Here is an 18,459-nt window from a genome sequence, read left to right on the forward strand (position 1 = left end):
CGGCGGCAGGTGACGGGACGCGCCGCGTGCCCGCGATACAGGACCACCGAGGGAGTACCACCCGATGCCTGTTCTCGATCGCCGTTCACTTCTCGCGGGCGCTGCCGCGACAGGGCTTGCCGCCGGCGGCGACCTACTCGGCTTCGCCCGGGCCTGGGCGCAGACCACCGAGTGGAAGCCCGAACCGGGGGCCAGCCTCTCGCTGCTGCGCTGGAAGCGCTTCGTCCCCAGCGAGGACGAAGCCTTCATGAAGATGGTCGACGCCTTCACGAAGGCGACGGGCGTCAAGATCACGGTCAGCAACGAATCCTACGACGACATCCAGCCTAAGGCGTCCGTGGCTGCCAATACCGGCCAGGGCCCCGACATGGTCTGGGGCCTGTTCTCGTTTCCGGCGCTGTTCCCCGACAAGTGCCTGCCGCTGGAGGACGTCGCGGCGTCCATCGCCAAGAAATACGGTCCGTGGTTCCCATCCGCGGAAGCCTACGGCAAGGTCAAGGGGCAGTGGATCGCGATTCCGGTCGCGTTCAACGGCGGCTATCCGAACTATCGCATCTCGGCGATGAAGAAGGCGGGCTTCGACAAGTTCCCGACCGACACGGCGGGCTTCCTCGAACTGTGCCGCGGCCTGAAGAAGAACAACACGCCGGCCGGCTTCGCCCTCGGCCACGCCACCGGCGACGGCAACACCTGGTGCCACTGGGCGCTCTGGTCCCATGGCGGCAATCTCGTGGACGCGAACGAGAAGATCGTCATCAACTCCCCCGAGACCGCCAAGGCGCTCGAATACGTCAAGGCGCTCTACGAGACCTTCGTGCCGGGCACGGTGTCGTGGAACGATTCCTCCAACAACAAGGCCTTCCTGGCGGGTGACCTGTACCTCACCAACAACGGCATCTCGATCTATGCCGCCGCCAAAAAGGACAACCCGCAACTCGCCGAGGACATGGATCACGCGGTCTGGCCCGTCGGCCCGGTCGGCAAGCCGACCGAGTTCCAGCTCGCCTTCCCGATCCTGGCCTTCAAGTACTCGAAGGCGCCGAATGCCTGTAAGGCGTTTATCGCCTTCATGATGGAGGCGCAAAACTACAATCCGTGGCTCGAAGCCGCCCAGGGCTACCTGTGCGAGCCGCTGGCGAACTATCCGAAGAACCCGATCTGGACGGCCGACCCGAAGAACGCGGTCTTCGCCGAGGCGGGACGCCGCTCCCTGGCGGCCGGCGGCCTCGCGCCGGTGAGCGAGCGCATCGCCGCCGTCTTGGCCGACTTCGTGATCGTCGACATGTTCGCGAGCCACTGCACCGGCCGCGAGGACGTGAAGGGCGCCATCAAGAACGCCGAGCGCGCCGCCACGCGCATCTTCAGGAACACCTGAGCCCGGGAAGCGGAACCGAGACCATGGCGCATACGGCCCTGACACAGCCCGCCGCGGTCGCGGTTCCGACCCGTTCAGCCTGGCAGCGCCTCCGCGCGAGCCGCGGCTGGGCGGGGTTCTGGTTTATGCTGCCGACGGCGCTGATCCTCGGCCTGTTCCTGGCCTACCCGCTGCTTAAGGGAATCTGGCTGTCGTTCACCAATGCCCGGATCGGCCGCGACGGCGTGTTCATTGGCCTGGAGAACTACGAGTGGCTCTGGGACGACGACGTGTTCTGGCTCTCGGTGTTCAACACCTGCCTCTACACGGCGGTCGCCTCGGTGGTGAAGTTCGGGATCGGCCTCTATCTCGCGCTGCTCCTCAACAAGAACATGCCGTTCAAGGCGATCATCCGGTCGGTCGTGCTGATCCCCTTTGTCGTGCCGACCGTGCTGTCGGCCATCGCGTTCTGGTGGATCTTCGACAGCCAGTTCTCGATCATCTCATGGTCGCTGCGCCACCTCGGGATCATCGACGGCAACATCGATTTCCTCGGTGAGCCGACCATGGCTCGGGCCTGCGTGATCTTCGCCAACATTTGGCGCGGCGTGCCGTTCATCGCCATCACGCTGCTCGCCGGCCTCCAGACGGTGTCGCCCTCGCTCTACGAGGCCGCGACGCTCGACGGCGCCTCGAACTGGCAGATCTTCTCGCGGATCACCCTGCCGTTGCTCACGCCGATCATCGCCGTGGTCATGACCTTCTCGGTTCTGTTCACCTTCACGGACTTCCAGCTGATCTGGGCGATGACACGCGGCGGCCCGGTCAACGCCACGCACCTGATGGCGACCCTGTCGTACCAGCGCGGCATTCTCTCGGGGACGCTGGGCGAGGGCGCGGCCATCGCCACCGCCATGGTGCCGTTCCTGCTCGCGGCCATCGGCATTTCGTGGTTCGGCCTGCAGCGCCGGGCCTGGCAGGCTGGGGAGTCTGACCGATGAGCGCGCCCGCACCGCCCGCCCATGCCGACCCGCAGGTCGCGCCCGTCATGGCCGCGCGGCCGGCCGGGCTCACCGACAACTCGGAGGGCATGGCCTATCTGGAGCGCCTGCCCCGGCGGCTGGTGACCACCTACCTGCCGCTCCTGATCATCCTCGTCGTGCTGCTGTTCCCATTCTACTGGATGGCGCTCACGGCCATCAAACCGGACGAGCAGCTGATCGACATGGAGCGGTACAACCCGTTCTGGGTCGTGGATCCGACGTTCAAGCACATCCACAAGCTGCTGTTCGAGACCCAGTATCCGCGCTGGCTCTGGAACACGATGTACGTGTCGGTGGCGGCCACGGTGCTCTCGCTGTTCGCGAGCGTGCTCGCCGCCTATGCATGCGTGCGGGTCCGCTACCGGGGCGCCGGCTGGGTCGGCGCGGCGATCTTCCTCGCCTACCTCGTGCCGCCCTCGATCCTGTTCATCCCGCTCGCCACCATCGTGCAGGCCTACGGTCTGTTCGATTCGCCGATCGCCCTGATCCTGGCCTATCCGACCATCCTGATCCCGTTCTCGACCTGGCTCCTGATGGGCTACTTCAAGACGATCCCCTACGAGCTGGAGGAATGCGCGCTGATGGATGGCGCCAGCCGGTGGCAGATCCTCACCAAGATCATCCTGCCGCTCGCTTTCCCGGGTCTGATCTCGGCCGGGATCTTCTCGCTGACCTTGTGCTGGAACGAGTTCATCTACGCGCTGACCTTCCTGTCGTCGACGCAGAACAAGACGGTCCCGATCGCCGTGGTGAGCGAGTTCGTGGACGGCGACGTCTACAAGTGGGGCTCGCTGATGGCCGGCGCGCTGCTCGGTTCGCTGCCGCTGGTGATCCTCTACTCCTTCTTCGTGGAGTATTACGTCTCCGCGCTCACCGGCGCCGTGAAGGAGTGACCCTCCGCCGGGGCCGGCCGCCCGGGCGCGGATGAAATCCGGAGACGGTCACGCATGGCCCATTTCATCGATGCCCGCGCCAACCTGGTCAACGACGCGATCGACGGTCTGCTGGTCGCGAGCGGCGGACGCCTCGCACGGCTCGACGGGGATCCCGGCATCCGCGTCGTGCTGCGCGCCGAGACCGACGGCAGCAGGGTTGCGGTGGTGTCGGGCGGTGGATCCGGCCATGAGCCGGCTCATGCGGGCTTCGTCGGGCCGGGAATGCTGAGCGCCGCCGTGTGTGGCGACGTCTTCGCCTCGCCGAGCGTCGATGCGGTGCTGGCCGGGATCCTGGCCGTGACGGGTCCGGCCGGGTGCCTGCTCGTCATTAAGAACTACGCGGGCGACCGTCTGAATTTCGGGCTCGCCGCCGAGCGGGCGCGGGCGCTCGGCCACAAGGTCGAGACCGTGATCGTCTCCGACGACGTGGCCCTCCCGGACGCGAAGCAGCCTCGCGGCATCGCCGGCACCCTGTTCGTGCATAAGGTTGCGGGCCACGCGGCCCAGGCGGGGGCACCGCTGGAGAGCGTCGCCGCGCTCGCGCGCCGGGCCGCCGCTGCAAGATCGCTCGGCATCGCGGTCTCGACCTGCACGATTCCCGGGTCTCCGCGCAGCGAGCGCATGGGCGAAGGACAGGCCGAACTCGGCCTCGGCATCCACGGCGAGCCGGGCGCTGAGCGCATTGCGTTGCCGAAGGCGAGCGACCTTGCCCGGATGATGGCCGAGCGCCTCTCGGGTGCGGTCGCAGGCGCCGAACGTCTGGCGCTGCTCGTGAACAATCTCGGCTCGGCTTCGGCGCTGGAGATGCAGATCCTGACGCGGGCCGTGCTCGCCAGCGACCTCGGGAGGCGGGTGCGCCTGCTTGTCGGCCCGGCGCCGCTGATGACGGCGCTCGACATGCACGGCGCCTCGCTGTCGGTGCTGCCGCTCGATGACGAACTGGAAGCGGCGCTGGTGGCACCCGTGACGGTGCCGTCCTGGCCCGGGGTCGTCCGGATCACGCCGCCCGTCCTGCGCCCGGTGCCGGACGGGCTCGCGGGCGAGGCCTTCACCCCATCGCGCGACGTCCTGACGGAGACCCGGATCGCCGCGGTGGCGCGGGCGCTGATCGCGTCCGAGGCTTCGCTCAACGCCCTCGACGCGAAGGTCGGCGACGGCGATGCCGGCACGACCTTCGCTGGCGCGGCGCGGGCGGTCCTGACCGATCTTGACCGGCTGCCGATCGCGGATCCCCCCGCCCTGTGCCGCGCGCTCGCCGAGCGGATCGGCCGGGCCGTGGGCGGATCGAGCGGCGTGCTGGGCTCGATTTTCTTCGCCGCCGCGGCGTCCGCGCTCGCGGATGGGATGGCCTGGCCCGAAGCCCTGGCCCAGGGGGTCGCGCGGGTGCAGGGTTATGGCGGAGCCATTCCGGGCGACCGCACGCTCCTCGACGCTCTGATTCCCGCCGTCGAGGCTCTGGGGCGTGGCGGCCTTCAGGCCGCGGCCGCGGCTGCCCGCGAGGGCGCCACCGCGACCGCCCGCATGGAGCACGCGGGAGCCGGCCGCTCCAGCTACCTGTCTGCGGGAGATCTCGCGGGCGTGCAGGATCCAGGTGCGGCCGGCGTGGCCGAGGCCTTCGCGGCTTTGGCGGGGACAGAGGGCACCTCGTAAACCCATCGTCCAGGGTGCCGCAGGCGATCACTGGTCCTCGATCCGCCAACGTGAGACGGTGGTTCCGCATCGCGCTCTCGCGTCCCGGTTCCGACCTGTGGCGAGCCCGGATTGACAGCTCGTCGGGAACGCCTCCTTCCTGGCGCGCCGTCGATTGACCCTCGGCCGTCGCCGGCCTACGCGACCGCGCCGCCCTCCCGGGAACGGCTTCGGGAGACATCGCCATGCGGACCTGCCTGATCCTCGACGATTACCAGCAGGCGGCCCTCGCGCTGGCCGATTGGGAGCGTCTCGCCGGCCGCGTCGCCGTCTCCGCCATATCCCAACATATCCCGGATCGCGACGCCCTCGTGGCCCGGATCCAGCAGGCCGAGATCCTGGTGATCATGCGCGAGCGTACGCCGTTTCCGGCGACGCTTCTGGAGCGGCTGCCCCGGCTCGAACTGCTCGTCACCAGCGGCATGCGCAACCTCGCCATCGACGTCGCTGCCGCCAGGGGCCGCGGCATCACGGTCTGCGGAACGGAGTCGAGCCCGACGCCGCCCACCGAGCTGACCTGGGCGCTCATCCTCGGGCTCGCGCGCCACCTGCCCCTAGAGAGCCGGAATCTTCACATCGGAGGCCCCTGGCAGAGCACGATCGGGACCGATCTTGCGGGCGCGACCCTGGGCATCCTCGGTCTCGGCAAGATTGGCACGCGGGTCGCCGAAATCGGACGCGCCTTCGGCATGCGGGTGATCGCCTGGAGTCCGAATCTCGATGACGGGCGCGCGGCGGCGGCCGGGGTCGAGCGGGCGGCATCGAAGGAGGCGCTACTGGAAGCGAGCGACGTCGTCACGATCCACCTCGTGCTGGGGGACCGGACGCGCGGCCTCCTCGGCGAGGCGGAACTGCGCCGGATGCGGCGGGACGCCATCCTGGTGAACACCTCCCGGGCGCCGATCGTCGATCAGGCGGCGCTGGTTCGGGCGCTGGAAGAGGGTTGGATTGCCGGCGCCGGGCTCGACGTGTTTGAGACCGAACCGCTCCCTGCGGACAGTCCGTTCCGCCGCCTCCCGAACGTCCTGGCGCTGCCGCATCTCGGCTACGTCTCGCGTAACAACTACAGGACCTTCTTCACCCAGGCGGTGGAGAATATCGAAGCGTGGCTCGCCGGGTCTCCCGTGCGGGAACTGGCCTGACCTCACCCCACGCGCGGATCCAGCGCGTCGGCGAGCCCGTCGCCGAGCAGGTTGAGTGCCACCAGTGTGGCGATCAGGAAGAGCGCCGGGGCTGCGAGCATATGGGGCGCCGCCTCGATGGAGCGTGCGCCTTCGGCGATGAGGACACCCCAGCTGGTCTGCGGCTCCTGCACGCCGAGCCCGAGGAACGACAGGAAGCTCTCCAGTAGGATGACCTGCGGCACAAGCAGCGTGGCTGTCACCGCCACCGGGCCGAGGGTGTTCGGCACGATATGGCGCCCGATGATCCGGGGCGTCCCGATCCCCAGGGCGCGGGCCGCACGGACAAAATCGCGCTCGCGCAGCGACAGGGTCTGGGCACGCACCACGCGCGCCATGTCGAGCCACTCCACGGCCGCGATCGCCACCAGCATCAGCAGGAGGCTCGGGCGGAAGAACACCAGCAGCAGGATGACGAAGAACACGAAGGGCAGAGCGTAGAGCACGTCGACGACGCGCATCAGCACCGCGTCGACGGCACCGCCGAGGAATCCCGCCGTCGCGCCATAGGCAACGCCGATGAGGAGCGCCACGAGGCTCGCCACGAGGCCGATCGCAAGCGAGACACGGCCGGCGACGAGGCAGCGGCTGAGGAGATCGCGGCCCTGCACGTCGGTGCCGAGCGGGAATCGCAAGTGTCGCAGCGGCACGGCGATCACGAGGCGGCGGCCGCCATCCCGGTCCTCCAGGATCTCGGGGGCACCGAACAGGGCGGAGCGCGGCAGGTAGACGAGGCTGCGCCGGTCGACGCCCGCGTCGGAGCCGAGCGTCAGGCGCAGCCTGTCACCGGTCTGCGCCACCGCATCAAGCCGGGTGCGCATCCGGAAGGCGAGGCGTTCCAGCGCGGGGCCGAGGTGTTCGGCATCCGGCTGCGCCGCGAGACTGGCCGGGAGCTGGCGCAGATCGGGATAGGCGCGCTCGGGGTCGTGCCCGGTCAGGCCGGGGCCGATCAGGCACGCGAACGCGATCAGGGTAAGCAGAGCGAGCGCAGCCATCGCGGTGCGCTCCCGGACGAGGCGGCTCAGGATCCGTCCGCCGGGACGTGCCAGGGCGGGGACCGCGCTCACGCCGCCACCCGCAGGCGCGGGTCGAGCCAAGCGCAGGCGAGGTCGGCCGCGAGATTGAGCGCGATCACCAGGCAGGCGACCAGCAGCACCGTGCCCATGACGAGCGTGTAGTCGCGGTTCAGCGCCCCCTCGACGAAGTAGCGCCCGATCCCCGGCAGCCCGAAAATCGTCTCGACGACCACCGAACCGGTCAGCAGGGCCGCGGCGAGTGGTCCGAGATACGCCACCACCGGAAGCAGCGCACCCCGAAGCGCGTGTCGGGTGACCCGGGCCGGCGGCAACCCGAGGCTGCGCATCGTCCGCACCGGCTGCGTACGCAGGACCTCCCCCAGAGACGCGCGGGTCAGCCGGGCCAGCGCACCGACCTGCGGCAGCGCCAGGGTGATCACCGGCAGGACGAGGTGGCTCGGGGCTCCGCCGTCCCAGCCCCCGAGGGGTAGCCAGCGGAGCGTCAGCCCGAAGGCGATCTGGAGCAGTGGGGCGACGACGAAGCTCGGCAGCGACAGAGTGAGGGCCGAACCCAATCCGAGCAGGCCGTCCACGGCGCCGCCGCGCCGGAGCGCCGCGACGATTCCGAGCCCCACGCCCAGTCCGGTGGCGAGGAGGAGCGCGAGGGCGCCCAGCGTCGCCGAGACCGGCAGGCCTCGGGCGATCAGATCCAGGACGCTCATGTCGCGAAAGGAGAAGGACGGCCCCAGATCGCCCTGTGCCAAGGATGCCAGATAGCTGCCGAATTGCGCGACCAGCGGGCGGTCGAGCCCGTAGACGCGGCGCAGATTCTCCATGGCGGCGGGCGCCAGCGGGCGCTCCAGATCGAACGGGCCGCCGGGGGCGAGCCGCATCAGGAAGAAGCTGACGGCGACGACGGCGAGCAGCGTCGGCACCGCCTGCGCGAGGCGGCGCAGGATGAAGCGGATCACGCGTCGAGCCTCATGAACCGCGTGGGCGCGGCATTGCGCAGGTTCGGCTGATAGCCGTGCAGCCGCGGCGCGATCAGCGCCTTGGAGCAGTAGTGCATCAGCGGGATCCAGGGCAGCTCGCGCAGCGCGATGGCCTCCGCGTCGTAGAGCAGGTCGGCCCGGCGGCCGAGGTCGCGCTCGGCGGCGGCCTTCGCCAGCAATCCGTCGTAGGCGGCGTTCGACCAGTGCCCGACGTTGAGACCGTCGTTCCCGCTCTGGAGCAGGAACAGGAAATTCTGCGGATCGGAATAATCGGCGATCCAGCTCATGCGCGCGACGTCGAAATCGCCACCGTCGCGCAGGTAGGCGAAGTGCGTCTTGGCGTCGGTGTAGACGAAGCGCGTCACGATCCCGAGGTCCCGCCACATCTCGGAGACCGCCACAGCGACGGTTCGGTTGTTGTCGCTGACGTTGAACCGGTACTCGACGGTAAGCGGCCGATCCGGCCCGAACCCCGCCTCGGCGAGGAGCCGGCGCGCGGTTTCCTCGTGGTCGATCGGCAGCCCCTCCCGGCCCTCGGTCTCGGGTGGCGTCCGGTAATGGTCGAGGCCGGGCGGGCATAGGGAATAGGCCGGGCTCATCGTGCCGGCGTTGAGACCGACCGCGAGGTACTCGCGGTCGATGACCAGCGACAGGGCCTGCCGGACGCGGCGGTCCGAGAACGGTGCCTTGCGCGTGTTGACCGCCAGCGCCGCGACCCCGAGCGATGGCCCGAGCACCACCTGCGGCCCGAACCGGCGGCGCAGGTCGGCCATCTGATCGACGGGCAGATCGGAGAGCGAGTCGATCTCGCCGGCCGCGTAGCGGCGCACGGCCGCGGCGATATCGGGCGTCGGCAGGAAGGTGACGCCCCGGATCGCGACGGTTCCGACCTCGGGATGATGGGGGTTGGCCTCCAGGGTGATGGGGCCACCTGGCACCCGGTCACGCAGCCGATACGGCCCGTTGGTGACGAGGTTGCCCGGCCGCGTGAACGAGTCGCCATAGCGCTCCACGGAGGCCTTGTGCACCGGCAGGGCGGTCTGGTGGGTCAGGAGTTCGAGGATATACGGCGTCGGCTGTTCGAGGCTGATCGAGAGCGCAAGTGGGCCGTCCGCGGCCACCCCGAGGGTGTCGAGGGGCTTCTCGCCGCGGTTGACCGCGGCGGCGTTCCGGATCGGGAACAGGATCTCGGCGTATTTCGCGCCCGTGGCCGGGTCGAGGATGCGCCGGAGGGAGTAGACGAAATCCGCCGCCGTGACCGGGTCGCCATTGGACCATCCGCCGTCGGGCCGCAGCTCGAACCTGAGGGTCTGGCCGTCCTCCGACATGGTCCAGGCCCGGGCAGCACCCGGGATGATGGCGCCTGTGTTGTCGTAGGTGAGCAGGCCGTCGCAGAGATCGCGCAGGATGTGCGCCTCCGCCACCGTCGAGGAGCGGTGGGGGTCGAGCGTCTCCGGGTCGGCATCGTTGCCGCGGCGGTAGAGCGGCTCTCCGGCGGCGCGGGCGGGCCCTGCGGCCGCGAGGGCGGCTGCGCCGGCCAGCCAGTCGCGCCGACGCAGGCGCATGGTCAGGCGCCGGTTTCCGGCATCAGACCGGCCGCCTCGATCCCGGCCACCGCGCAGATCTCGTCGTTGTCCGACGTGTCGCCGGAGATGCCGACCGCGCCGAGGAGGCGCCCATCGCCGGAGCGGATCAGGACGCCCCCGGGGACCGGGACGACGGCGGCCGGCCCGGCCAGATGGGAGACGGCCGCCACGAAATAGGGCTGCGCCTCCGCACGGGCATGGATCGCCCTTGAGCCGAGACCCAGCGCGAGCGCGCCGTTCGCCTTGCCGCAGGCCACCTCGGCCCGGCGCAGCGACGTGCCGTCCTCCACCGCGACCGATTTCAGGGCGCCGCGGGCGTCGTACACCACCACGGCCAGCGGCTTCAGTCCGCGCGTCCGGGCCTCGCGCAGGGCCGTATCCACGATGGTGCGGGCAGCCTCAAGGGTCAGGTCGATCATCGGAATTCCGTGCGGACGCCGCTCCGGGCGGCGCGCCCCTCCTTACGGGATCGGGCCATGGCCGGTCCACCGTGTGATCCCCTTGGCCGTGCCGTTCCGTCGGGCTACTTCGTGCCGGATGCCGGCGCGACCGGCGGCCGATGCGGATACGTCATGGCACCGCTGAGCGACCCTGCGTGATCTGCCACATGAGACCTCATCGGTCGATGGCCGGATTATGGTCCGCCGCTGGACGACGCTCGACGCGGATAGCCATTACGAGCGCGTCCACGCGGAGCTGAAGGACGAAGCCTGGATGTGCGGGCGCGTGACCATGCAGGGCTAAGGGGACAGCGCCGAGCTGCTGCCCGGGCCCATTCCGAATAACGGCAGCCCGCTATCCCGGGAGGATCACGTCGCTCGACGCGAGGCAGCCGGCTACGCCGTCGCTCTCGATGCGCGCGGCCGTCTGGATTGGGGTGCGCGGAACGAGATCGAGGGCGACCACGTTGTGGTCGTGCTCACCGAATCCGGGCCGGATGCCCATCTGCGGGCGCTTCGGGCCGGCGGACAATCCTACCTGTTCGCGGGAGATCGGTCGGTGGATTTCGCCCTTGCGTTGGCGAAGCTGAAGACGCTGTTCGGGATCGAACGGCTCCTCGTGGAGGGGGGCGGCCACATCAACGGCTCGATGCTGAGGGCCGGCGTGATCGACGAGCTGAGCCTTCTCCTCGCGTCAACGTTCGACGGCCTGACCGGAACGCCCGCGGTTTTCGATTTCGCAGGGGACGAGGACGAGTCCATGGGCAGCCGGCGCAAGCTCGACCTGATACCAACGGCGGCCGGGCGTGACTCCTTTTTGAATGACGGACTGGGTTTGGCGTGACTCTGTGCGTCCTGCTGAGTGGCGGGAGCGGTACGATGACACTTGCGATCACACGCCTGGATCTGACGGCCGAGGATCTTCGGCGTGCGGCGCGGTCGAGCCGGAGTGTTGCCCAAGCCCGTCGCTGTCTTGCGATTGCGTCCGTCCTGGATGGCCAATCGCGTACGGCGGCAGCGGAGAGCGCCGGGATGCAGAGACAAACCCTGCGGGACTGGGTGCACCGCTACAATGTGGACGGCGTTGCAGGGCTGATGGATCGGCCGCGTCCAGCACGTCCCGGCCTGCTGAGTGCGGCGCAACGGGCGGAGTTCGACCGGATCGTCGAGGCGGGTCCAGACGTGGCGGCGGACGGGGTGGTGCGCTGGCGCCGCCGCGATCTCAAGCGGGTGGTAGAGGCTCGCTTCGGCGTGGTCATGGCCGAGCGCACGATCGGGGATCTGCTGCACGCCCGCGGCTTCCGCCACGTTTCGGTGCGGCCGCGTCACCCGAACTGTGACGCGGCGGCCCAGGCGGATTTTAAAAAACCTTCGCCGCGCGGGTCGCGCAGGTGATCCCCGAGGAAGCCCGCGGCCAGCCGCTTGAGATCTGGTTCCAGGACGAGGCCCGGATCGGCCAGAAGGGCACGCTGGCCTACGTCTGGGCGCGCCGAGGCACGCGCCCGCGCGCCGTGCAGGACACGCGCTACGCCTCGGCCTACCTGTTCGGTGCCGTCTGTCCGCAGCGCGGCGTCGGCGCGGGCCTGGTGATGCCGCGCGCCGACACCGAAGGTCTCAACGCGCACTTGGCCGAACTCGCTCGAACCGTGGCGCCGGGGGCCCACGCCGTTCTCGTCCTGGACGGTGCTGGCTGGCACAAGAGCACTGATCTCGTCGTTCCCAGCAACATCTCGCTCCTGATGCTGCCGCCATACGCACCTGAACTCAATCCGGTCGAAAACATCTGGCAATACTTACGCCGCAACAAACTCGCCCATCGCCTCTACGACAGCTACGAGGCCATTGTCGAAGCGTGCTGCGACGCCTGGAACTGGCTCATTGCCGCGCCAGACACCATCACCGCCATCGCAAACCGGACATGGGCAAACGTGTCAGCATAACCCGCCGCTGGTATGACTTCCTGCGAGCGCCTGCCCGGCGGGGTGATCTGGTTGCGCTATCGCATCACGCCGGTCGACCCGCTGACGAACGGGTGATGGCGCCCAGGAACGCGTTGTACGCGGCGGTGACCGCGTCCGGCCGCTCGAAATGCGGGAAGGCACCGGTGGGCAGCGCCTCGACGCGCCAGTTCGGCCGGTCGGCAACCCGAGGAACGAGCCTGTAATCGACGAAGTCGCCGCGCAGGCCGTGGACCATCCAGACGGGCAGGCGCAGCTGTTCGTAGAGCCGCGTCGTGTCGGTGGGGAAGAGATGGCCCGCAATGAAGCACCAGGGAGCGTGCTCCGCGCCCGGCTGGTGCGCCGAGGCGTAATCGTAGGCGAGCAATCCCTCGTCGATTCTCGGCGAGCCAAAGGTCTTCTGCAGGAAGAAGCGCATGCTCGGCTGCGTCACCAGCGCATCGAAGAGCGGCCGGCCGAAGGGCGGCCGGTCGAGGGCCTCGCGCAGCCAGTCACGCCCGCGGTGGCCGTCCGGCGGCCCCTCGCCGGAGAGCTGCCTGTCGAAGCCCGTCGGGCTGATGAGGCCGAGGCTGCGATAGGCATGGGATTGTTCAAGGCTCGCCCGGGCCAGGAAGGATGCGGACAGCGACAGAGCGAGCGCGTCGACCGGGCGGCCGCCGTGACGGCGCAGGATTTCGTCGACTGCGGCGTGGATCGCCTCCACCATCAGCCGCGGCGTGTAGAGACGTCGGGAGCGTTCGGAGAAGCCGAAGCCCGGCAGTTCCAGGGCATAGACCGGCCGCTCCCTGCGATAGTGCAGATAGAGGGGGCGGACCTCGTAGGCGTTTGCCGCCGCGTTGATGGAATGAATCAAGAGGAGCGGCACGCCGTCGACTTCGGCCGAACCGTAGAACGAGAGATCCCCGGCGCGCCGGCTGGAAAGGCGTTCGTGCCGGCCGGGCAGGGCAGGCGGCAGGGGCATGTGCCCGTTCACCAGCAGCCGGCTCCAACCGACGAGGCCGGCGGCCGAGCCGACAAGGGCCAGGGCCGCCCCCGCCGCGAAGCGGCCGGCGCCATGCCTGTCCTGGAACTGGAGGCTCATCGAGGCACCTCGCGTCGCGCCCGCCATCGCGGGCGGTGCGCAACAACGCCGGCGAGGCGCGTAAGTGCCCTGCCGTCCGCCGGGACGACGAGCGCCCTAAGAGGCGTGACCGGCGAAGCTGCCAGCGTTTACCGCAGGGACCCGGGCCGCCGGCCGGGCAGGGGCGCCGCCGCGGCCCGCTGCCTCGCGCAGGAAGTCCACGGTCGGCGGATCGTTGCGCCAGCCCTGAACGCGCTGGGAGACCAGCAGATTGCGCTCGCGCCGATCGTAGTTCGCGTACGAGGCGGCCACGAACTCGGTCCGGGACATGGTGCGGGCCGGGCCGGAACGGCGCGTCTCCGCCTTGAAGAACAGGGCACTGCCGGGGATGCCGTAGTGCTGGGCGATCTCGGGATAGACCGGCCAGCTGCCCTGGCCGCCGAGATCATCGGGCAGGAAGGCGTCCAGGTCGCATTCCTCGAACGGCACGCCGGCCTTGGTCAGCAGGCCCCGTGCGAGATCGGCGACGACGTAGAGCTTGGTGTGGTTGATCGAGTGCATGAAGCAGCCCCGCCGCGCCCAGCGCGTGAGGTGCGTGTCGAGGTCGTAGCCGGCCTGGACGCCTAGGCCGCGCAGGTAGGCGACCGATTCATCCCAGAGATCGAAGTAACCGAGTCGCTCGAAGACGGGCTCCGCGAAGAGCCGCAGCGCCTGGGCCTGAGAGAAGCCAGACAGATAGGCGAACAGCGTGATCGCCGAGTGGGAATGCCCCATCGGTCCGGAGATCAGGCCGTTGAGCGTGACGGAATCCTGCACGCCCACATGGACGAGGTCGGGATGATAGGCGCCGAACACGATGGTCGGGATCAGGCGCACCTTGGGGTGCGTCCTCAGGGTGTCGATCGTGCCGCCGCCCTTGAAGCGGGGCAGATAGATGCTGGAGAAGACGTGGTCGTAGCCGTCGGCATGCGCCATCAGATCGGCGAGTCGCGGAAAGCGCCGGGCCGCCGTGAAGGCTGACACGAAATCAACCTGCGCGTCGGGCAGCAGGTAGCGCATCGCCTTGGCGATGGCGCCGGCCTGGCAGACACCGATCACGAGGATGCGCGGCGAACCGGTCCGCTTCTTCCCGAACTGCGCGAGCCGATGCCGCGCGCGCCAGAGGCTATCGACGGTCAACATGCGGCTTCTCTCGCATGTCCGTGGGCCGCGGGCAAACGGCGCCGTCTGTAACGACCGCTATTCGGGCGTAACCGGCCGGCCGCGGCCTCGGAATCGCGGCGCGATGACAGGCGATTGGTGGTGTCGCCGGCAATCTCTGGTCTGCGGGATGAGCCTGCGAGTTGCACTCTCCGGAGCAGGCTGTCTGCTGGTCGTCGGTCTCAGGCGGGGCGGCAGCCGGTCGGACCAGCCGATTCGGGCCTGAGCGACCCTGTGCCTCGACCGCGGGTTCCGCGCCGTCGGCGGCGTGCGAATTGCCGGGCCTGTGAGCCGTCATACCGCTGATAAGCGCACCGGCGAGTCGATCTACTGCTCGCGAAGAATAAGATGTCGGTCCTGACGACTGAGGTCCCGCCCCGCGCGTGCTTTATGGTTCGACCAAACAATGCTGTGGGCGTAGCGAAACTGACCATTGACAGATCTGTGCTAAATTGTACATGTTCGTAGCCACGGAGCATGAAGCTCTAGAACAATGCACTCTTGAGCATGACGATCACTGGGTGTGCGATAGTCGAGGCTCTTCATCTCTCTTGCGAAAGTGACGTTGGCCTATCGCGGTTGGCCATCAGACGAACATCGCTGACATGGCGCAGGCGTGAATATTTGATAGGAACTACATTTCTTCATTGTATATCCGCAATCTGCATTCGATAACCCGTCGAGCACGACGCTATGCTCACATTTCTCGGTTTCGGTTTCGAAACGCCAATCCTGCTTCCAAGTGCGCAAAATTGGAGCGCTCCTTCATAGGCCAGATTGTAATTCTGGACCGAGAATCTCGCATGAACGATTTGTCATTGATCCCGATGTTTATTTTATTTCAGAAACTATAGATTATTTTCTTCTGTATCATTAGGAAATGTCTAGGATAGTGCGTTAAAAATTTTGCATCGGCTCGAACGGCTGGAGGCTTCGCTATGGACTACATACCTTCGATGTCAGCAGTCGCGGCAGCTTCACAGAAGCTGCAGCATCCTGAGACCACAGTACTCCCAGTAGCTGGGCACAATGTTTCGACCGTTGATCCGGCGTCGCTGGATCCGAGGTCGATCTACACGCTGTCCGTTGAAGCGGCCGGCGCCGTTCTATCCCTCGCACAAGCGCGGGTGCAGGCTACGGAAATTGCCGAGTTCAACACCAAGTACGGTCATGGCCCGCAATTCTCGAGAGCAGTGATCGCGACAGCCGTGGCCGCCACCCCAGTCGTATCACCGGAGACGACAAAGACGGTCAGTGCCGCGAATCGGAACTGGAACGAGGACGTCCGGCTGGATCACGATCCCTACAGAAGGGTCGGAACGGATACACTCGTTCAATACGATAACCCTCGGGTGATGGCGGCGTGGAGCACGGCATTTCCAGATATTTTAGGCCGCAAGTTCAGAGGTCTTCTGGTGTCGGAGGCGAATGTCAAAATTGCTCTGCGCGAAATCGGTGAGAGCGGATTCAGCGGATCGAATAAGGATATATACCTGCTCTGCAACAGCGAGCATTTCCGCATATTCAGTGAGGACCATCCAGACATTCACATCAACTGGATTTCCGTTGATAACGACAACATTTTATATTTCTGGCCGAAGAATCCGGTTCAAGAATGAGCACCCGAAGGCGCGGTGCAGCGATCCGTGATGCCGAACCCTGCACCGCACACTCTTCGACAGCACATTCGCCGATGCGGCGATGGCGAAACCGATCCTGCCCCATCGGCTCAGAGCACCGGCAGGACGGCGCGAAGATGGTAGCCGAAAGCTCGCGTCAGCAGCGTCGCGTGACGATCATCCATGCGGATCGCCAGGCCTATCCGCGGCAAGGGCGGTAATCCGCTCGCCCGCGCCTGAATGCGCAGGTCGGCCGGGACCGCCGAGCGGGTCAGCACCGCGACGGCTTGGCCGGACCGCACCACTGCCAAGAGCCCGGAGAGGCTGCCGCTCGCATAGGCAAGCCGGTAAGTTCGCCCGGCTTGGTGGAGCGCAGACAGCGCTGCGCGATGATCGAGGGTGTCGGGATCGCCGAGCGCCAGCGGCAGCGGCTCTGGCCACGGCGTGATGGCATCTCTCGGAGCGATCCAGACGAGATCCTCGCGCCGCAGAATCTCGCGCCCGGCAGAGAGCGGGACGGAGACCAGCGCCAGATCGAGGCCACCGCGCCCAAGCCGTCCTTCGAGGCGGGGCGTTGCGGCACAGACAACCTCGATAGCCACCGCTGGATGCTGTTGCGCGAATCCGCGCAGCAGAACCGGCAGAAACGCTTGCGCGTAATCGTCCGGGCACCCAAACCGCAGGGTGCCGTTCAGCCTCCGGCCCGAGAGTTCGGCGAGGGCGTCGTCGTGCGCGGTCAGGATGCGGCGGGCGTGGATCAGAAGGCGCTCGCCCTGCACAGTCAGCAGCACGCCACGCCCGGTCCGCGTCAGGAGCGGCTGGCCGACGAGATCCTCCAAGCGCTTCATCTGCATGCTGAGTGCGGCTTGACTCCGGCCGATCCGCTCCGCGGCCCGGCTGAGCGCGCCGGTCTCTGCCACTGAGGCGAAGCTGCGTAGCAGATCGATGTCCAGGCTGTGCGCCATCAGAATCGCTGAAGTCTCGGTTCAGAACGATAAGCTTTTCGACAGGCTGCCCTGCTCCTAGCATCCCGCGAACAGCCGAGGGAGCAGGATCGACCATGACGCACAACGCCGACCCGGATTTCTGGGCCCGCGCAGGCCGGCATCTGGTGCGTTATGGCGGAAGCTTTGCGCCCGTCATCATCGAGCGCGCACAGGGAAGCTTCGTCTACGACGCCGGCGGCCGCAAGATCCTCGATTTCACCTCCGGCCAGATGAGCGCCATCCTGGGGCACGGTCACCCTGAGATTGCAGCGGTCGCGGCGCACCATGTCAGGAATCTCGACCACCTGGTCAGCGGCATGCTGAGCCGCCCCGTGGTCGATCTGGCCACCGAATTGGCCAATCTGGCCCCGGGCAACCTCGATTGCACGATGCTGCTCACAACCGGCGCGGAAGCCAACGAGGCCGCGCTGCGCATGGCCAAGCTTGTGACGGGCGGCTGGGAGGTGGTGAGCTTCGCACAGTCCTGGCACGGTATGACGGCGGGCGCCGCCTCGGCGACCTACAGCGCCGGCCGCAAGGGCTACGGCCCGGCCCCGGTCGGCTCCTTCGCGATTCCGGCCCCCAACGCCTACCGTCCGGCCTTCATGCGGGACGGCGCCCCGGACTGGCAGACCGAGTTGGACTACGGTTTCGCGCTCGTGGACCGGCAATCCACCGGCAACCTCGCGGCCTTCCTCGCCGAGCCGATCCTCAGCTCGGGCGGGATCATCGACCTTCCGCCCGGTTATCTTGCCGCGCTGAAACGCAAATGCTCCGAGCGCGGCATGCTGCTCATCCTCGACGAGGCGCAGACCGGCATCGGTCGCACGGGTTTGATGTTTGCTTGCGAGAAGGACGGGGTGGTGCCGGATATCCTCACGCTCTCCAAGACCCTGGGCGCCGGCCTGCCGCTTGCGGCGGTTACGACGAGTGCGGAGATCGAGGATCTGTGCCACAAGCGCGAGTTCCTATTCTACACCACGCACGTCTCCGATCCGCTTCCGGCCGCGGTCGGCCTCAAGGTGCTCGAGATCGTCCGGCGCGACGGGCTCGTCGCCCGGGCAGAGGAGGCCGGCGCCCGGCTCGCGATCCGGCTCCGGGCGCTTCAGCACCGCTTCGCCTGTATCGGCGACGTACGCGGGCGCGGCCTGCTGCAGGGCGTGGAAATCGTCGCCGACCGCGACACGAAGGTGCCGGCGCCGGAACTCGGGGAGACGATCACCAAGCGTTGCCTCGAACTCGGGCTCAGCATGAACATCGTGCAGCTGCCGGGAATGGGCGGCGTATTCCGGATCGCTCCGCCGCTGACGGCGACGGACGCGGAGATCGACCTCGGCGTCGACATCCTTGAGCGGGCGATCGAGACGTCTGTTTGAAGCTGTCTTGGGCTCGCAATGACG

The 18,459-nt window shown here is 67.9% G+C and carries 17 protein-coding genes; 9 read left to right on the forward strand and 8 right to left on the reverse strand.

The genetic code is table 11. From position 1 onward, the window contains the following. Positions 1 to 64 precede the first annotated feature (64 nt). The 5 genes from ACYCO6_RS05470 to ACYCO6_RS05490 all read left to right on the forward strand — a co-directional run bounded on the left by ACYCO6_RS05470 (position 65) and on the right by ACYCO6_RS05490 (position 6,163). Positions 65 to 1,375, forward strand: a complete 1,311-nt coding sequence (locus ACYCO6_RS05470; protein ID WP_459770051.1) for an ABC transporter substrate-binding protein — start codon at positions 65 to 67, stop codon at positions 1,373 to 1,375. 23 nt (positions 1,376 to 1,398) lie between these two features. Then, positions 1,399 to 2,355, forward strand: a complete 957-nt coding sequence (locus ACYCO6_RS05475) for a carbohydrate ABC transporter permease (RefSeq protein ID WP_459770053.1) — start codon at positions 1,399 to 1,401, stop codon at positions 2,353 to 2,355. Between the two features lie 47 nt (positions 2,356 to 2,402). After that, the gene (locus ACYCO6_RS05480) at positions 2,403 to 3,290 is read left to right on the forward strand and encodes a carbohydrate ABC transporter permease (RefSeq protein ID WP_459773444.1); all 888 of its coding nucleotides are present in this window, start codon (positions 2,403 to 2,405) and stop codon (positions 3,288 to 3,290) included. Between the two features lie 54 nt (positions 3,291 to 3,344). Beyond that, positions 3,345 to 4,982, forward strand: coding sequence for a dihydroxyacetone kinase subunit DhaK (locus ACYCO6_RS05485; protein WP_459770056.1), 1,638 nt, complete (start codon positions 3,345 to 3,347; stop codon positions 4,980 to 4,982). Between the two features lie 224 nt (positions 4,983 to 5,206). After that, positions 5,207 to 6,163 carry a D-2-hydroxyacid dehydrogenase family protein gene (locus ACYCO6_RS05490; RefSeq protein ID WP_459770057.1) on the forward strand — a complete coding sequence of 319 codons (957 nt, stop codon included), beginning with the start codon at positions 5,207 to 5,209 and terminating at the stop codon, positions 6,161 to 6,163. Positions 6,164 to 6,165: 2 nt separating this feature from the next. On the opposite strand, the gene ACYCO6_RS05495 is transcribed toward ACYCO6_RS05490, so the two are convergent. From ACYCO6_RS05495 to ACYCO6_RS05515, 5 genes are all read right to left on the reverse strand, one after another. Continuing rightward, positions 6,166 to 7,269 carry an ABC transporter permease gene (locus tag ACYCO6_RS05495; protein ID WP_459770059.1) on the reverse strand — a complete coding sequence of 368 codons (1,104 nt, stop codon included), beginning with the start codon at positions 7,267 to 7,269 and terminating at the stop codon, positions 6,166 to 6,168. After that, entirely contained in the window at positions 7,266 to 8,189 is a 924-nt protein-coding gene (locus tag ACYCO6_RS05500; RefSeq protein WP_459770060.1) for an ABC transporter permease, read from the reverse strand. Before ACYCO6_RS05500 ends, ACYCO6_RS05495 begins: the two co-directional genes overlap by 4 nt. After that, the gene (locus tag ACYCO6_RS05505; RefSeq protein WP_459770062.1) at positions 8,186 to 9,775 is read right to left on the reverse strand and encodes a peptide ABC transporter substrate-binding protein; all 1,590 of its coding nucleotides are present in this window, start codon (positions 9,773 to 9,775) and stop codon (positions 8,186 to 8,188) included. Before ACYCO6_RS05505 ends, ACYCO6_RS05500 begins: the two co-directional genes overlap by 4 nt. A gap of 2 nt (positions 9,776 to 9,777) precedes the next feature. After that, positions 9,778 to 10,215 carry a GlcG/HbpS family heme-binding protein gene (locus tag ACYCO6_RS05510; protein WP_459770064.1) on the reverse strand — a complete coding sequence of 146 codons (438 nt, stop codon included), beginning with the start codon at positions 10,213 to 10,215 and terminating at the stop codon, positions 9,778 to 9,780. Positions 10,216 to 10,591: 376 nt separating this feature from the next. After that, entirely contained in the window at positions 10,592 to 10,741 is a 150-nt protein-coding gene (locus ACYCO6_RS05515; protein ID WP_459773900.1) for a hypothetical protein, read from the reverse strand. Between ACYCO6_RS05515 and ACYCO6_RS05520 the strand changes: the two genes are divergently transcribed. Next, positions 10,712 to 11,080, forward strand: a complete 369-nt coding sequence (locus ACYCO6_RS05520; protein WP_459770066.1) for a dihydrofolate reductase family protein — start codon at positions 10,712 to 10,714, stop codon at positions 11,078 to 11,080. The two genes, ACYCO6_RS05515 and ACYCO6_RS05520, sit on opposite strands and share 30 nt — an antisense overlap. A 35-nt stretch (positions 11,081 to 11,115) precedes the next feature. Beyond that, a protein-coding gene (locus ACYCO6_RS05525) for an IS630 family transposase (protein ID WP_459762340.1) occupies positions 11,116 to 12,176 on the forward strand; the annotation gives its coding sequence in 2 pieces (ribosomal slippage) (positions 11,116 to 11,617 and positions 11,617 to 12,176; 1,062 coding nt in all). Between the two features lie 64 nt (positions 12,177 to 12,240). Here ACYCO6_RS05525 and ACYCO6_RS05530 read toward each other — a convergent pair. Together ACYCO6_RS05530 and ACYCO6_RS05535 are read right to left on the reverse strand one after the other, a co-directional pair. Next, the gene (locus tag ACYCO6_RS05530; RefSeq protein WP_459770068.1) at positions 12,241 to 13,275 is read right to left on the reverse strand and encodes an alpha/beta fold hydrolase; all 1,035 of its coding nucleotides are present in this window, start codon (positions 13,273 to 13,275) and stop codon (positions 12,241 to 12,243) included. A gap of 96 nt (positions 13,276 to 13,371) precedes the next feature. Continuing rightward, complete coding sequence (locus ACYCO6_RS05535) at positions 13,372 to 14,436, reverse strand: WcbI family polysaccharide biosynthesis putative acetyltransferase (RefSeq protein WP_459770071.1); 1,065 nt, start codon at positions 14,434 to 14,436, stop codon at positions 13,372 to 13,374. Positions 14,437 to 15,392: 956 nt separating this feature from the next. Between ACYCO6_RS05535 and ACYCO6_RS05540 the strand changes: the two genes are divergently transcribed. Beyond that, complete coding sequence (locus tag ACYCO6_RS05540) at positions 15,393 to 16,073, forward strand: hypothetical protein (RefSeq protein WP_459770073.1); 681 nt, start codon at positions 15,393 to 15,395, stop codon at positions 16,071 to 16,073. Between the two features lie 110 nt (positions 16,074 to 16,183). Here ACYCO6_RS05540 and ACYCO6_RS05545 read toward each other — a convergent pair whose 3' ends face one another. Next, positions 16,184 to 17,038, reverse strand: coding sequence for a LysR substrate-binding domain-containing protein (locus ACYCO6_RS05545; RefSeq protein WP_459770075.1), 855 nt, complete (start codon positions 17,036 to 17,038; stop codon positions 16,184 to 16,186). A gap of 95 nt (positions 17,039 to 17,133) precedes the next feature. Between ACYCO6_RS05545 and ACYCO6_RS05550 the strand changes: the two genes are divergently transcribed. Further along, positions 17,134 to 18,435, forward strand: coding sequence for an aspartate aminotransferase family protein (locus ACYCO6_RS05550; protein ID WP_459770077.1), 1,302 nt, complete (start codon positions 17,134 to 17,136; stop codon positions 18,433 to 18,435). Positions 18,436 to 18,459: the final 24 nt, after the last annotated feature.

This window comes from Methylobacterium sp. CM6257, from assembly GCF_054611515.1.

What these genes read in the sequence shown, in the direction of transcription:
- ACYCO6_RS05470 (WP_459770051.1), top strand. Translation starts at nt 65, where the DNA reads ATGCCTGTTCTCGATCGCCGTTCACTTCTCGCGGGCGCTGCCGCGACA.
- ACYCO6_RS05475 (WP_459770053.1), top strand. Translation starts at nt 1,399, where the DNA reads ATGGCGCATACGGCCCTGACACAGCCCGCCGCGGTCGCGGTTCCGACC.
- ACYCO6_RS05480 (WP_459773444.1), top strand. Translation starts at nt 2,403, where the DNA reads ATGGCCGCGCGGCCGGCCGGGCTCACCGACAACTCGGAGGGCATGGCC.
- ACYCO6_RS05485 (WP_459770056.1), top strand. Translation starts at nt 3,345, where the DNA reads ATGGCCCATTTCATCGATGCCCGCGCCAACCTGGTCAACGACGCGATC.
- ACYCO6_RS05490 (WP_459770057.1), top strand. Translation starts at nt 5,207, where the DNA reads ATGCGGACCTGCCTGATCCTCGACGATTACCAGCAGGCGGCCCTCGCG.
- ACYCO6_RS05505 (WP_459770062.1), bottom strand. Translation starts at nt 9,775, where the DNA reads ATGCGCCTGCGTCGGCGCGACTGGCTGGCCGGCGCAGCCGCCCTCGCG.
- ACYCO6_RS05510 (WP_459770064.1), bottom strand. Translation starts at nt 10,215, where the DNA reads ATGATCGACCTGACCCTTGAGGCTGCCCGCACCATCGTGGATACGGCC.
- ACYCO6_RS05515 (WP_459773900.1), bottom strand. Translation starts at nt 10,741, where the DNA reads ATGGGCATCCGGCCCGGATTCGGTGAGCACGACCACAACGTGGTCGCC.
- ACYCO6_RS05530 (WP_459770068.1), bottom strand. Translation starts at nt 13,275, where the DNA reads ATGAGCCTCCAGTTCCAGGACAGGCATGGCGCCGGCCGCTTCGCGGCG.
- ACYCO6_RS05535 (WP_459770071.1), bottom strand. Translation starts at nt 14,436, where the DNA reads ATGTTGACCGTCGATAGCCTCTGGCGCGCGCGGCATCGGCTCGCGCAG.
- ACYCO6_RS05540 (WP_459770073.1), top strand. Translation starts at nt 15,393, where the DNA reads ATGGACTACATACCTTCGATGTCAGCAGTCGCGGCAGCTTCACAGAAG.
- ACYCO6_RS05545 (WP_459770075.1), bottom strand. Translation starts at nt 17,038, where the DNA reads ATGGCGCACAGCCTGGACATCGATCTGCTACGCAGCTTCGCCTCAGTG.
- ACYCO6_RS05550 (WP_459770077.1), top strand. Translation starts at nt 17,134, where the DNA reads ATGACGCACAACGCCGACCCGGATTTCTGGGCCCGCGCAGGCCGGCAT.